Genomic DNA, 14167 nt, shown 5'->3' with positions numbered 1-14167 from the left:
CCATGATCCAATCCCTTATCAAGGGCGCCCTGAACCAGCGCCTGATCGTGGTCGTGCTGGCATTCGTGTTGATGGCCTTTGGCCTAAATGCCGCAAGAAAACTCTCGGTCGATGCCTTCCCTGACGTTACCAATGTGCAGGTGCAGATCGCCACCGAAGCGCCGGGCCGCTCGCCCGAGGAAGTGGAACGGCTGGTGACGGCGCCCATCGAGATCTCGATGACAGGCTTGCCGGCAATGACCGAGATCCGTTCGCTGAACAAGGCCGGGCTGTCGCTGATCACGCTGGTGTTTACCGACCAGACCGATGTGTATTTCGCGCGCCAGCTGGTGATGGAGCGCCTGATCGAGATCGGCCAGCGGCTACCGCAAAATGTCACGCCCATATTGGGGCCGGTGTCCACCGGACTCGGCGAGGTCTATCAGTACACCCTGGAACGCGCCGACGATGGCGACCGCACGCTGTCGGTGGAAGAACTGACCCGGCGCCGCAATACCCAGGACTGGGTGGTGCGGCCGCTGCTGCGCTCGATACCGGGCGTGGCCGAAATCAATTCCCAGGGCGGCTACGTGAAGCAGTACCAGGTGCTGGTGAACCCGGATCGGCTACGCCACTACGGCATCACGCTGCAGGAAGTCTACCGTTCGCTGGCGCTGAACAATGCCAACTCCGGCGGCGGCGTGCTGCCGCAATTCGCGGAGCAGTACCTGATCCGCGGCCTGGGCCTGATCAAGGACACCGAGGACATCCGCAATATCGTGCTGAAGGAAAGCGGCGGCGTGCCGGTAATGATACGCAACGTGGCAGACGTGCAGATCGGCCACGACGTGCGGGTCGGCGCGCTGGTGAAGAACGGCGTTACCGAATCGGTGGGTGGCGTGGTGATGATGCTGCGCGGCGGTAATGCGAAGGAAGTGGTGTCGCGCATCCAGGAGCGGGTGGCGGAAATTAATGACAAGGGCATGCTGCCCGACGACCTGCGCATCGTGTCTTATTACGACCGCTCGGAACTGGTCGATTCGGCACTGTACACCGTGATCAAGGTGCTGATCGAAGGCGTCATTTTGGTGGTGGTGGTGCTGTTCCTGTTTCTGGGCGACGTGCGTTCGTCGCTGGCCGTGGTAGCCACGCTGGTGCTGACGCCGCTGTTGACTTTCATCGTGATGAATCATTTCGGCCTGTCGGCCAACCTGATGTCGCTGGGCGGCATGGCCATTGCGATCGGCTTGATGGTGGACGGCCCGGCGGTGGTGGTGGAAAACGCCCACGTCCATCTTGCGCGGCCGGCAGGCCAGCAGAACCGGCTGCAGCGTATCCTGCCGGCGGTGATGGAAGTGGCCACGCCGGTGATCTTCGGCATCAGCATCATCATCCTGGTGTTCCTGCCGCTGATGACGCTATCGGGCATGGAAGGCAAGATGTTCGCGCCATTAGCCTATACCATCGCGATTGCGCTGTTCATCTCGCTGTTCCTGTCGCTGACCCTGACGCCGGTGCTGTCGTCCTATCTGCTCAAGGTTGAGCCTGGCGACGGCGAGCACGACACCCGGCTGATCGCGGCGATGAAGAAGCCCTACCTGCCCCTGCTGCGGGCGGCGCTAGAGTCACCCAAGAAAACCTTCATCGGCGCGGTGGTGGTGTTCCTAGGTTCGCTGGCGGTGGTGCCACTGCTGGGCACGGCCTTCATTCCGGAGATGAAGGAAGGATCGGTGGTGCCGGGCATTAACCGTGTGCCCAACATCTCGCTAGAGGAATCGATCCGCATGGAGCAGAAGGCCATGGCCCTGGTGATGACGGTGCCGGGCGTGAAGTCGGCGGTGTCGTCGGTGGGCCGCGGCGAGTCGCCGGCCGATCCGCAGGGCCAGAACGAGTCCACGCCCATCGTCAGCCTGAAGCCGCGCGATGAATGGCCCGACGGCTGGAACCAGGACGACATCGCCGAGGAGATCCGCAAGAAGCTGCTGCAGTTGCCGGGCGTGCAGATCGTGATGGCCCAGCCGATCTCGGACCGGGTCGATGAAATGGTGACCGGCGTGCGTTCCGATGTGGCCGTGAAGGTGTTCGGCGAGGACATCGACACGCTTAAGAAGAAGGCCGACGAGATCGCCCGCGTGGCGCGCGGTGTGGCCGGCGCCTATGACCTGCGGGTCGAGCAGGTGGCGGGCCAGCAGTACCTGTCGGTGGACATCAACCGCCAGGCGATTGCGCGGCTGGGCATCAACGTGGCCGACGTGCATGACGTGATCGAGACCGCGATCGGCGGCAAAGTTGCCACCGAGATTTATGAAGGCACCCGCCGCTACAATGCGGTGGTACGGCTGCCGGAGTCCTTCCGCAACAATGTCGCGGCAATACGCTCCCAGCTCATCACTACCGCCGACGGCGCGGCGGTGCGCCTGGAAAACGTCGCCACCATCACGGTGCATGACGGCCCGGCGCAGATCTCGCGCGAGGCGGCGCAGCGCCGCATCGTGGTGGGCGTGAACGTGAAGGACCGTGACCTCGGTGGCTTCGTGGCCGAGTTGCGCGCGGCGGTGGAAAAGCAGGTGGCGCTGCCGGAAGGCTACCGTCTGGAGTGGGGCGGCCAGTTCCAGAACATGGAACGCGCGCTGGGCCACCTATCCATCATCGTGCCGGTGACGATTGCCGCCATCTTCTTCCTGCTGTTCCTGCTGTTCGGCTCGCTCAAGCTGGCAACGCTGATCATCATGGTGCTGCCGTTTGCTTCCATCGGCGGCATCTTCGGGCTGTTCATCGCCGGCGAGTACCTGTCGGTGCCGGCATCGGTGGGCTTTATTGCGCTGTGGGGCATTGCGGTGCTTAACGGCGTGGTGCTGGTGTCCTATATCCGCAGCCTGCGCCGGGCCGGCACGCCGCTGCGGGAAGCGTCCCAGCTTGGCGCCACCTCGCGCTTTAGGCCGGTGATGATGACCGCCACGGTCGCGATGTTAGGCCTGGTGCCTTTCCTGTTCTCCACCGGGCCGGGCTCGGAAGTGCAGCGGCCGCTGGCCATCGTGGTGATCGGCGGGCTGGTGACGTCGACGCTGCTGACGCTGGTGGTGCTGCCGGCCCTGTACCAGTGGTTCGACGATACCGGCAATCACAAGGGCGACGACGGCGTGTAAGGCGTATGCCGGTAGCGGTTGCCATGGTAATGTCAGCGCCATGGCGGGCCGCACGGGCCAGCGAAGGAGCAGGGGGAGGCAATGAAGATACTCTTGGTGGAAGACGATGAGATGATCGGCGAGAGCATCCAGATCGCGCTGGAAGGCGAGAACCTGTCGGTGGACTGGGTCAAGGACGGCATGCAGGCCGAGGCGGCCATTGCAAGCCGGCCGTATGACGCGATGCTGCTCGACCTCGGCCTGCCTTACCGCGACGGCGTCGACATCCTGCGCAAGCTGCGCGCCGAGGGCAATGCGATGCCGGTGCTTGTGCTGACCGCGCGCGACACCGTAGCGGAAAGGGTGCATGGCCTGCGCAGCGGCGCCGACGACTACCTGGTCAAGCCGTTCGACCTCGACGAGCTGATCGCTCGCCTGGAGGCGCTGATGCGCCGGGTGCGCGGTGGCTTCGAGCGGGTCTATCGCAACGGCGACGTCGTGGTGCAGATCGATACCCGCCAGGTGCAGCTGGCGGGCAAGCAGGTGATGCTGTCGGCGCGCGAGTGGGAGATCCTGGAAGCGCTGGTGCTGCGGCCGGGCGCCATCCTGTCGCGCGAGCAGCTGGAGAAGCGGCTGTACGGCTGGTCCGGGGAAGTCGAAAGCAATGCGATCGAGGTCTACATCCACGGCCTGCGCAAGAAGCTCGGGCAGCAGGTCGTGATCAATGTGCGCGGCTTGGGCTACATGGTTGGCAAGACATGATCCGTTCGCTGCGCGTGCGCCTGCTGTTGCTATTGGGCGCCGAAATCATCGTGGCTGCTGTGATCCAGTTCGCCACGTCCTACAGCGCCGCCCGGCATGAGGCCAACAAGCTGTTCGACTACCACATGGAGCAGATGGCTTCTGCGCTGCAGGACAGCGACTTCCAGGAATGGGACTGGTACCGGCGCGGCGTGGGTAATGACGATGCCTATGATTTCGCGATCCAGGTGTGGGACGAGAATGGCCACAAGCGCTATCAGTCGTCAGTGGCGCACTTTCCGCCCAAGCAGGACGGACCGGGCTTTGCCACCGTCGCGCTGGCCGATGGCGACTGGCGGGTGTATGCGCTGACGGCGCATGGCCGCACCATCCAGGTAGCGCAGAACATGGAGGTGCGGCGCGACCGGGCGACCAGCTTTGCCTTGAAGACGCTGTCGCCGACCATACCCACCTCCCTGTTGCTGCTGCTGGCGACCTGGGGCGTAGTCAGCACCGCGCTGTCGCCGTTGAAGCGCATTGGCGAAGACCTGACCAACCGCGATGCCGGCTCGCTGGCGCCGGTGTCGGAGCGCGGTGTGCCTACCGAAGTCTCGGGCCTGACCTCGGAGCTGAACTCCTTGCTGACGCGGCTGTCGCATGCGCTGGAATCGCAGCAGCGCTTCGTGGCCGATGCCGCCCATGAGCTGCGTTCGCCGCTGACGGCCCTGCGGCTGCAGGTGCAGACGCTGATGCGGGCCAAGGACGAGGAAACCCGGATGCAGGGCGTGCAGCGGCTGCTGGGCGGCATAGACCGCGCCTCGCGGCTGGTGGAGCAGCTGCTCAACCTGGCGCGCCAGGACCCGCCGCTGCAGAGCGGCGCGGTCAAGCGGGTCGATATCCCGGCCTGCCTGGAACTGGCGGCGGGCGATGCCGCGCGCTTCGCGCTCGTGAAGAACATCGAGATCCAGTACGAGGGCGTGCGCGACATGGAAGTCGTGGGCGACGCCGAAGGCTGGCAGATCATGCTGCGTAATCTGCTCGACAATGCGGTGCGCTACACCCCGGAAAACGGCACCGTGCGCGTCACGCTGCAGGCCGAGGGCAATACCGGCGTGGTGACCATCGAGGACAGCGGACCTGGCATTCACGAGCAGGACCGGCAGCGGGTGTTCGACCGCTTCTATCGGGTGCCCGGTTCGCCGCCAGGGGGAAGCGGGCTGGGCCTGGCCATTGTGAAGGCCATCGCCGACCGCCATGGCGCATCGGTAATGATGGACAGGGCGGCGCTCGGCGGGCTGCTGGTGCGGATACGGTTCGGAGTCCTTACGGGGCCGGGCAGCCACCAGTCCTGATCTTCCCGGCTTTTCGCGTTCCGCTGGCGGCTGTTGTTGCGCAAGGCGCCGGTAGCGGCAAGCGCTCCCATGGCTGCCCATGCCGCCTTTGGTGATCAGGTATCACCGAAGCGGCGCAATGATCCAGTCGGCCTGCTTGCCTTTTTCATCGAGCGGCAGCGAAGTGCCAAAGGAAAAGGCGCGAGGCTGTTCAGCAGCGCCAAGCCGTTGCCCTGCCCATACGCCGAGCTTTTCCGAAAGCTTGACGGCGTCAGTGCCGGGATCACGGGGCACGATGAATGCCTTGAGCCGATTGCCTTCATCGGGCCGCATCAGCCGCACCGCGGCATCGACGACATCAGGATGCGACAGTAGTGCGCGCCGCACCTTCTGGGGAAATACGTTGATGCCACCCACCTGCACCGCATGGTCGAGACGGCCGGTTGGCAGGAAACGGCGTTCGCCTTGCCACGTCAAAAGGTCGGGCGTTTGGATGCCTTCCGTCTCGCCTTGGCGAATCAGGAGATTAGTGGCGTGGTCGGCACGCTGCCAGAAGGAGAACAGTTCATAAGGCTCGTCAATGCAGGTGCGCCAGCCGACGCCCGCCGTTTCCGAGCTCCCATATATCTGCACCATCCGATGCAGGCCCGCGGCGCGCAAGCCGGCATCGATCTCAACTGGCCAGGGAGCGGTGGAGGTTACCCCGGTAATGGCTGCCGGGAAAGCCGGGATCACCCGCATGACTATGCGCCAGAATTCGGGGTGGCCGACTACCACGTCGCCTTCACGCAACTCACGCGATAGCCGTGCCGGCGAACTCTTGCGCAGGTCCAGCACGGAACGGCTGTCGAGGTCCAGAGCGCGCGGCAACAGGATGGTGAACAGGAAACCGTAGATGTGGTGACTGGGCACTGCCACAAACAACTTTGTGCATCCAGAAAGCAGAGGGGCTACTTCCTGTACTTCCTGCCATAGCGCATGAAGTGCATGCACGCAGCTTTTGGGCTGCCCCGTGCTGCCGGAAGTAAGGAATGTCATTCGTGCCGAGAACTTTTCCAGGCTGGCCTGGGCGATAGTGCGCCAGTCTCCCAAAGTCTGGTGCACCAGCAGGTAATCCTCGATACCCGACTCATGCATGTGCAACGCCTGGGCCAGCGCGGTGGCCAGCCCCATCAGTTCGAGCGAGTCGACCCCGAGGTCCCTGCCCAGATGCGTCTCTGGGGTCAAGGCGCCTGTCGTAGCGTGCGCGGTTCGACGCATGGCTGACAGCTCGGAGGCGACCAGGTCGGAGATGAAACGGTGCATGACCGCTTCATCACGCCACCAGGTCACCGCAGCATCTGAAGTGAAGGCATCTGTCATGATCAGAGGCGCTTGACGAAAATCCAGAAATTGTCTCCGCTCAACGCCTTCTTCATGTGCACTTTGACCTTGGTCGGCTTCATCTGATAGTCAAAAACATATTCAAACATCGTATTGAGGTCATTGGCCCTGACGCCGGCGTCGAAGACGCCCTTGAAGGCAGGTTTGGAGGTACACGGAGCGACATCGCGGAAGAAATTCTTGCCGACGACGGTGGCCGGATTTCGCCCTGTGATTGCACCTTCGGCTGCGTTGTACCGCAACACCGTGCCATTTTTGTCCAGCTCAACCGCTCCAAATGCGAGTTTGTCTATGTCTTGGGTAGACATTTTGCTGAGCACGTTATTGATGTCCGCCTTGTTGAAACCGACTAGTTCCATATTCTTCCTCTTCTTTTCTATAGTTGATTCAAGGGTGTAACGAGATTTAGTTGCTTTAAAAAAACATCATTAAACCAAGTAAATTTCCAATAGTCAATTTATTTGTCCTGGACAATAAATGGCAGTTTCCGGTGACACCATGTTGGACAACGCAAGACGACCAGAATAATGACTATGGGCCTTGTCACGTAAAGATCAGGCAGCTGGGCAACAGCTCACATGCCCGTTTGCGCTGGCTGTCCGCATCCTGCCTCCGAAAAGCACAGACGACAAACCCGGAAGGCGTACAACGCAGCAGAGGAGGAACGCGGCCCAGCGCGACCTGGGTCCATCCCGCAACGATCCGGCATCATTGGACGGCGGTTCAGGTTCAGCCGGTATGCGCTGCCTGCTCCAGCAACGCATTGACCAGCCGCAGCCGGGCCGAGGCCTTGTACCACAGCAGGCCCAGCCTGCGGACGCAGGACGGATCGGCAATTGGTAGCTTCTTCAGCGACAAACCCTCCGGCCACGGGGGCGGCCAGTCCGGCACCAGGGCCACGCCCAGGCCGCGGTCCACCAGCAGCGCAATGGCCGACAGCGAGGTCAGCTCGAAGCGCACCGTGGGCTGTATCTCATGGGCGCGCAGGTAGCGGTCGGCAATCCGCCCGCCATAGGTGTTGCGGTCATAGCGGATATAGGGCGCTTCGCGCAACAGCGCATGCGCATCGTCGCCCGCCATCGCCCGTGGTGCCAGCACCACCAGCGGCTCTTCCCGCAGCACCCGCCAGCCGCAGGTCTTGGCCAGGCCATAGTCCGGTTCGACGAGGATGGCCGCGTCTAGCGTGCCGGACTGCACCTGCGAGAGCAGGAAGTCGGAGGTGCCGGGCACCATGTGGACGGTCATGCGCGGATAGCTGCGCGCCAGCGCCGCCAGGATGTCGGGCAGCATGCCGTTCAGGGCGGTGGCGACGGCGCCCAGCCTTAATTCACCTGCCATGCCGGTATCGACCGCATGCGCCTTCAGGTCGCGCACTTCCATCAGCAGGCCGCGGCCGCGCTCGACCATCCTGGCGCCAGCCTCGGTCGGCCGCACCGTACGGCCCGAGCGCATCAGCAGCGCCGTGCCGAGCTCCCGCTCCAATGCCTGAATGCGCTGGGTGATCGCGGCCGGCGTGAGGTTCAGACGCCGCGCGGCCTCGGCAATCGAGCCCTGCTCGACGACGGCAACCAGGCTTTCAAGAAATCGGGTATCCATGAAAACAGTAGAAAAGCTATCTTTTGAAAGTAGGATTGTATAGTTTTTCATGGGCCTAGCCGGGGCTATAGTGGTGTCCATAGCAAGAGTTTGCGCGTGCCGCCTGCGCCAGGCAGGCCGACCATAAGAACAGGAGACCTTCATGACCCATCCGCAGCCGCTGCCGCTGATCCGCAGCAAGCTGTTCGTGCCCGGCGCCCGGCCTGCACTGTTCGCCAAGGCACTGGCCAGCGACACCGACGCCATTTCTATCGACCTCGAAGACGCCGTGCTGGAAGAGCGCAAGGACGAGGCGCGGCAAGCGCTGACCGGCTTCCTGCAATCGGACGCCGCCAGCGGCCATGGCAAGACCATCATCGTGCGCATCAATGGCCTGCAGACGCCGCACTTCGAGCGCGACATCGAAGCCTGCGCCTGGCCGGCGGTGGATGTCGTCAACCTGCCCAAGGCGGAATCGGCCGACGATGTGCGGCGCACTGCACAGGCACTCTCGCGCTGGGAGCAGGCGCATGGCTGCACCCGGCCCATCGGCATCCTGGCCAATATCGAGTCGCCGCGCGGACTGCGGCTGGCGGCCGAGATCGCCGGCGCCGATGCGCGGGTGGTCGGCATGCAGCTCGGCTTTGCCGATCTGCTGGAGCCGCTTGGCATCGACCGCGCCAATCCGACGGCCATCCAGCAGTTGCAGCTCGCCGTGCGGCTGGCGGCGGGCGAGGCCGGCCTGCCGGCGCTGGATTCCGCCTATGCCAATGTGCGCGACCCGGAAGGCTACCGCAGCGAAGCGGCCCAGGCGCGTCGCCTGGGGTACATGGGCAAGACCTGCATCCATCCGAGCCAGGTGGCGCTGGCCAACGAGAGCTTCCGCCCCAGCGACGAGGAAATCGCGCGCGCCGTGCGTGTGGCCGATGCGTGGGAGACGGCGCAGAAGGACGGCACCGGCGCGTTGCTGGTGGAGGGCCGCATGATCGATATCCCGTTCGCGCTGCGCGCCCAAGCCATCGTCGCCATGGCGCGCACGCTTGGCATCCTGCCCGCCGCGCCGGTCCGGACCTGAAGGAGACAAGCAAGGTCAACTACCCCGGCCTGAAGGCCGGAGCATGAAAGGAAACTGACATGCTCGGTTGACCAGACCCAGTAGCAAGGTATCGCTACTACGTTGCAACGAAGTACAAGACTCACCTACGGATGCTTCTTCAGTCCGTAGCTCTGAAAGCGGCAGATGCAGACAAGCATAGGGTAAGGACGAAACGGTCTGTCGCAAGAGAGAAATCTCTAAGCTGCGTTGCAACATGGTCGAGGAGAGAGCGCCGAAAGGCGCCGTAACAAGGCCTGTAAGGGCAAAATTTTAGGAGAAGGAATTGGCGGTTTCTGTGTTGGAGCGATACGGCAGGCCGGTGATGCCGTGCACGGAGAAGCGGGCGAGATTGCTCCTCGAACGTGGTCGTGCGCGCGTCCATCATGTTCTGCCATTTGTGATCCGGCTCGTGGAGCGGAATGCCAATTCCTGCGAGTTTCAACCGCTGCGTCTCAAACTAGATCCCGGTAGCAAGGTCACTGGCATCGCGCGAGTAAGAGAGTTCAATGGCGGCATCGCCGTGCTCAATCTGTTCGACTTAATCCATCGTGGTCGGCAGATCTCCGAAGCGTTGCCTGCTAGACGCAATATGCGTCGGGCACGGCGCGGCCGCAACACGCACTACCGTGCGCCACGGTTCCTCAATCGTCGCAAGCCAAAAGGCTGGTTGGCGCCGTCTCTACAGCACCGGGTCGACACGACAATGGCATGGGTCAATCGGATCTGCCGCTGGGCACCTGTAACGGCCCTGAGCACTGAACTGGTCAGGTTCGACATGCAAGCGGTGGAAAATCCCAAAATCTCCGGCGTCGAATATCAGCAAGGAACGCTGGCCGGGTATGAGGTGCGCGAATACTTGCTGGAGAAATGGGGTCGCAAAGGCATGTACTGCGATAAAGAAAACGTGCCGTTGCAGATGGAGCACATTACGCCCCGCGCCAGCGGTGACACGAATCGCATCAGCAACCTCGGCACCGCATGCCAGCCTTGCAACCACAAAAAGGCCGCACTGGATATCCGGGTCTTTTTAAAAAAGGATCCGACCCGGCTAGCCCGGATTTTGGCGCAGGCTAAGCGGCCTCTGAGGGATACCGCTGCCGTGAATGCGACCCGATGGGCCTTGTTCAACAGCCTGAAAGCTACTGACCTTACAGTCGAAGCCTCCTTGGGCGGCCGGGCCAAGTACAACAGGTGTCGGCTGGACGTGCCCAAAACGCATGCACTGGATGCTGCGTGCGTTGGAGCGGTGGAATCGGTTACGAGTTGGTGCCGGCCGACATTGGCCATCAAGGCTACCGGACGTGGCTCGTATCAGCGTACCCGACTGGACAAGTATGGCTTCCCGCGTGGCTATCTGATGCGTGAGAAGTCTGTCAAAGGTTTCCAGACCGGCGACATGGTACGAGCCACGGTCACAGCCGGAAAAAAGTTCGGCACCTATGCGGGCCGGGTCGCGGTTCGCGCCTCCGGCAATTTTTATATTCAGTTGAGTAAAGAGGTAGTACAGGGAATCAGTCACCACTACTGCACCATGCTGCAGCGAGCCGATGGCTACGGTTATTCGTTCAACATAGATAGCAATATTTCAGCGGGTGTAGGGCATGCTTCGCATGCCGCGCTATCCCTCCCCGGCATGAATGCCGGGGTATCCCGCGCAAAATCTTGATGATGAATCAGTCATACCAGCCAGGCACCGACATGGCCGGCCCGCTGTCGGGCATCCGCGTGCTGGACCTGTCCAGCTATATCGCCGGTCCCTACGGCTGCACGCTGCTGGCCGACCTGGGCGCCGAGGTGATCAAGATCGAGTCGCCGGCCGGCGACACGCTGCACAAGTATCCGTCCACGCTGGCGCAGGAAAGCCGCGCCTTCCTCGGCGTGAACCGCAGCAAGCGCGGCCTGGTGCTGGACCTGAAGCAGGCCGAGGGCCTGGCCGCGCTGAAGACGCTGGTGCTGCAGGCCGATGTGCTGGTGCATAACTTCCGCCCGTCGGTGCCAGCCCGGCTCGGCATCGCTTGGGAGCAGCTGAAGGAGGTCAATCCACGCCTGGTGTACTGCGCCGTCACCGGCTACGGCGTGACCGGCCCGCTGAAGGACAAGGCCGGCTATGACCAGGTGCTGCAGGCCATGACCGGCATCTGCGCCATGCAGGGCAAGTCGGCCGAGGCGCCGGAAATCGCCTACGGCTCCATCGTCGACTACTATGCCGCCTCGATGCTGGCCTTCGGCGTGTCGTCGGCGCTGCTGTGCCGCGAGCGCACCGGGCGCGGCCAGCATGTCGGCGTGTCGCTGTTGCGCAGCGCGCTGGCGATGCAGTCGGCGCGCTTCATCTGGGCCGACGGCGAAGCCCGCGACGTATCGCGCGACATGCGCTCCGGCGGGGTTACCGGCATCCATCCGACCCGGGAAGGCAGTCTTTACCTGTCGGCCAACACGCCGCATTTCTGGCGCGACCTGTGCGAGCTGGCCGGCATGCCTGAGCTGGCGGCCGACCCGCGCTACGACACCGTGCGCAAGCGCGCCGAAGCCGCCGGCGAGATCGTGCCCCGCCTGCGCCAGGCGCTGGCGGCGCGCTCGGCGCTGGAATGGGAAGAGGTCTTCGGCGAGCGGGTGCCGTGCGCCGCGGTGCGCAGCATCGAGGACATGTTCGACCATCCCCAGGTGCTGGCCGAGGACATGGTGGCCACGCTGTCGCATCCGCTGGTGGGTAGCTACCGCGGGCTCAACAAGCCGATCACCTTCAGCGACACGCCGGGCCCGGCCGCCTTTGCCGCGCCGCTCCCCGGCCAGCATTCGGTGGCCATTCTGGAGCAGCATGGCTACAGCCGTGAGGAAATCGAACGCCTGCAGTCGCTTGGCGTGCTCGGCCAGTAAGCAGCACCGCATCACACAACAATCGAAGGAGACACCATGACCCATCCACGCCGCAACTTCCTGGCCAGCCTGGTGGCCGGCATCGCCTGTCTGGCTGCAGTCCCCGTGCTGGCGGCAGCGCCGGCGCCGCTGCCCAAGACCATTACCCTGGTGGTGCCGTTCGGCCCCGGCGCCAGCAATGACGCCTTTGCCCGCGTGATCGCCCAGAAGCTCGGGCCGCGCATCGGCGCCAATGTGATCGTCGACAACAAGCCCGGCGCCGGCAGCGTGATCGGCAGCAGCTTCGTTGCCCGCGCCCCGGCCGACGGCTCAGTGCTGATGCTAACTTCCTCCACCTTCACCACCTCGGCGGCGGTGCAGAAGAACCTGCCCTATGACCCGATCAAGGGCTTCGCGCCGGTGTCGCTGGTCGCCACCGGGCCGATGCTGCTGACCGTGGGCGCGCAGACGCCTTACAAGACCGCCGCCGATCTGATCGCCGACGCCCGCGCCAACAAGGGCAAGATCAACTATGCCTCCGCAGGCATCGGCTCGATCAACCAGATGTCGGCCGAGATGCTGAACTCGATGGCCAAGGTCGACATGATCCACGTGCCCTACAAGGGTGCCGCGGCGGCCCTGACCGACATGATTGCCGGTCAGGTGCAGATGATGGTGGCGTCGCCGGCATCGGCCACGAGCCAGATGAAAAGCGGCAAGGTGCGGGTGCTGGCGGTGACTTCGCCCAAGCCGTCGGCCCTGGTGCCGGGCGTGCCGACGCTCAGCCAGACCCTGCCCGGTTACGAGGTCGAGATCTGGTGGGGCATCTTCGCGCCTGCCGGCACGCCGGCGCCGGTGGTGGAACGTCTCAACAGCGAGATCGGCGCCATCATCGACACGCCGGAAATGCGCGAGCGCTTCGCCCAGGAAGGGGCCGAGCCGGCCACCGGCGTGACGCCCGGTCAGTTCGCCGCCTATGTGCGGCGCGAGCTCGACAAGTGGCGCACCATCGCCCAAGAAAAGCAGATCAGCGCGGAATGACGGCATGACAGGTAAGCGCTGGAAACACAGGCCGCCAGGCTCGAACTGGGGCGACTTCGGGCCGGACGACCAGCTCGGCCGGCTCAACCTGATCGGCCAGGCGCAGCGGCTGGCGGCCGTGCGTGAAGTGCGGGAAGGATTGTCGTTCTCGCTCAGCCTGCCGCTGGACGTGCCGCGCCAGGCGGCGCTTAATCCGCGCCGTCGGCCGCCGCTGCTGCAGCCCGCCCAACACAATGGCGCGCCGTACTTCAGCTATGCGCTCGGCCAGAACATTCCCGGCGCCACCGACGTGATCAGTGACGACAGCGTGACCCTGTCGCCGCAATACTCCACGCAATGGGACGCGCTGGCCCACGTCTGCCAGCTGTTTGACGCTAACGGCGACGGCATTGCCGAGCCGGTGGGCTACAACGGCTTTGGCATCGGCGCCATCGCGCCCGGCGACGATGCCCTCGCCTACACCGGCGCGCAGGCGCTGTCGGTCGCGCCGCCGGCGCGTCATGGCGTGCAGGGCAGGGGCGTGCTGATCGACCTGTACCGGCATGTCGGCACGGCGCGCCATGCGGTGGGCTATGACGAACTGATGCGCATCATCGAAGGCGATGGCGTGACGGTGCGCAGCGGCGACATCCTGTGCCTGCATACCGGCCTGGCCGAGCTGGCCCTGAACCTGCGTCCGGTCGACGACCACCAGGCGCTGCGCAACGCATGCGCCGTGCTCGACGGCACCGACGCCGCCTTGCTGGACTGGATCAGCGCCTCCGGCATCGCCGCTATCGCCGCCGACAACTATGCGGTGGAAGAGCGTCGCCAGGCGCTGCCCGACGGCCACGCCGGCGCGTTGCTGCCGCTGCACGAGCACTGCCTGTTTAAGCTCGGCCTGCCGCTGGGCGAGATGTGGTACCTGTCCGAACTGGCCGGCTGGCTACGCCAGCGCGGCCGCCATGCCTTCCTGCTGACTGCGCCGCCGCTCCATCTTCCTGGCGCAGTCGGCTCGCCGGTGAACCCGGTTGCCACGGTCTGAACATGCTGTCACCTGAGGA

Annotated in this window: 11 protein-coding genes; 8 read left to right on the top strand and 3 right to left on the bottom strand. The window is 64.1% G+C overall.

Annotated features, from left to right (window positions below; translation table 11 throughout):
• The first annotated feature begins 2 nt into the window (after nucleotides 1-2).
• The 3 genes from KTQ42_RS23375 to KTQ42_RS23365 all read left to right on the top strand — a co-directional run bounded on the left by KTQ42_RS23375 (nucleotide 3) and on the right by KTQ42_RS23365 (nucleotide 5197).
• Entirely contained in the window at nucleotides 3-3125 is a 3123-nt protein-coding gene (locus KTQ42_RS23375) for a CusA/CzcA family heavy metal efflux RND transporter (RefSeq protein ID WP_217348008.1), read from the top strand.
• A gap of 81 nt (nucleotides 3126-3206) precedes the next feature.
• A complete protein-coding gene (locus tag KTQ42_RS23370) occupies nucleotides 3207-3866 on the top strand; it encodes a response regulator (protein ID WP_217348007.1) in 660 nt (219 codons plus the stop codon).
• Nucleotides 3863-5197, top strand: coding sequence for an ATP-binding protein (locus tag KTQ42_RS23365; RefSeq protein WP_217348006.1), 1335 nt, complete (start codon nucleotides 3863-3865; stop codon nucleotides 5195-5197). The genes KTQ42_RS23370 and KTQ42_RS23365 overlap by 4 nt, the downstream gene beginning before the upstream one ends.
• Before the next feature lie 102 nt (nucleotides 5198-5299).
• Here KTQ42_RS23365 and KTQ42_RS23360 read toward each other — a convergent pair whose 3' ends face one another.
• The 3 genes from KTQ42_RS23360 to KTQ42_RS23350 all read right to left on the bottom strand — a co-directional run bounded on the left by KTQ42_RS23360 (nucleotide 5300) and on the right by KTQ42_RS23350 (nucleotide 8155).
• Nucleotides 5300-6538, bottom strand: coding sequence for an AMP-binding protein (locus tag KTQ42_RS23360; protein ID WP_217348005.1), 1239 nt, complete (start codon nucleotides 6536-6538; stop codon nucleotides 5300-5302).
• A 2-nt stretch (nucleotides 6539-6540) separates the two neighbouring features.
• Nucleotides 6541-6918 (bottom strand): photoactive yellow protein, encoded by a 378-nt coding sequence (pyp, locus tag KTQ42_RS23355; RefSeq protein ID WP_217348004.1) that lies wholly within the window; start codon nucleotides 6916-6918, stop codon nucleotides 6541-6543.
• A gap of 370 nt (nucleotides 6919-7288) precedes the next feature.
• On the bottom strand, nucleotides 7289-8155 hold the full coding sequence (locus KTQ42_RS23350; RefSeq protein WP_217348003.1) for a LysR substrate-binding domain-containing protein: 867 nt from the start codon (nucleotides 8153-8155) through the stop codon (nucleotides 7289-7291).
• 142 nt (nucleotides 8156-8297) lie between these two features.
• On the opposite strand from KTQ42_RS23350, the gene KTQ42_RS23345 reads away from it, so the two are divergent.
• From KTQ42_RS23345 to KTQ42_RS23325, 5 genes are all read left to right on the top strand, one after another.
• A complete protein-coding gene (locus KTQ42_RS23345; RefSeq protein ID WP_249223073.1) occupies nucleotides 8298-9209 on the top strand; it encodes a CoA ester lyase in 912 nt (303 codons plus the stop codon).
• 304 nt (nucleotides 9210-9513) lie between these two features.
• Nucleotides 9514-10896, top strand: coding sequence for an RNA-guided endonuclease IscB (gene iscB, locus KTQ42_RS23340; RefSeq protein ID WP_217348002.1), 1383 nt, complete (start codon nucleotides 9514-9516; stop codon nucleotides 10894-10896).
• Nucleotides 10896-12104: a CoA transferase gene (locus tag KTQ42_RS23335; protein ID WP_217348001.1), complete on the top strand. Its 1209-nt coding sequence runs from the start codon at nucleotides 10896-10898 to the stop codon at nucleotides 12102-12104. The genes iscB and KTQ42_RS23335 overlap by 1 nt, the downstream gene beginning before the upstream one ends.
• Nucleotides 12105-12140: 36 nt before the next feature.
• A complete protein-coding gene (locus tag KTQ42_RS23330; RefSeq protein ID WP_217348000.1) occupies nucleotides 12141-13124 on the top strand; it encodes a tripartite tricarboxylate transporter substrate binding protein in 984 nt (327 codons plus the stop codon).
• A gap of 4 nt (nucleotides 13125-13128) precedes the next feature.
• Nucleotides 13129-14148, top strand: a complete 1020-nt coding sequence (locus tag KTQ42_RS23325) for a cyclase family protein (protein ID WP_217347999.1) — start codon at nucleotides 13129-13131, stop codon at nucleotides 14146-14148.
• The last annotated feature ends 19 nt before the right edge of the window (nucleotides 14149-14167 follow it).

Origin of the sequence: Noviherbaspirillum sp. L7-7A, from assembly GCF_019052805.1 — a bacterium.
Classification (GTDB): Bacteria; Pseudomonadota; Gammaproteobacteria; order Burkholderiales; family Burkholderiaceae_D; genus Noviherbaspirillum_A.
Note: the sequence above shows the minus strand (reverse complement) of the source record. Positions and strands in the feature narration are given on the sequence as shown.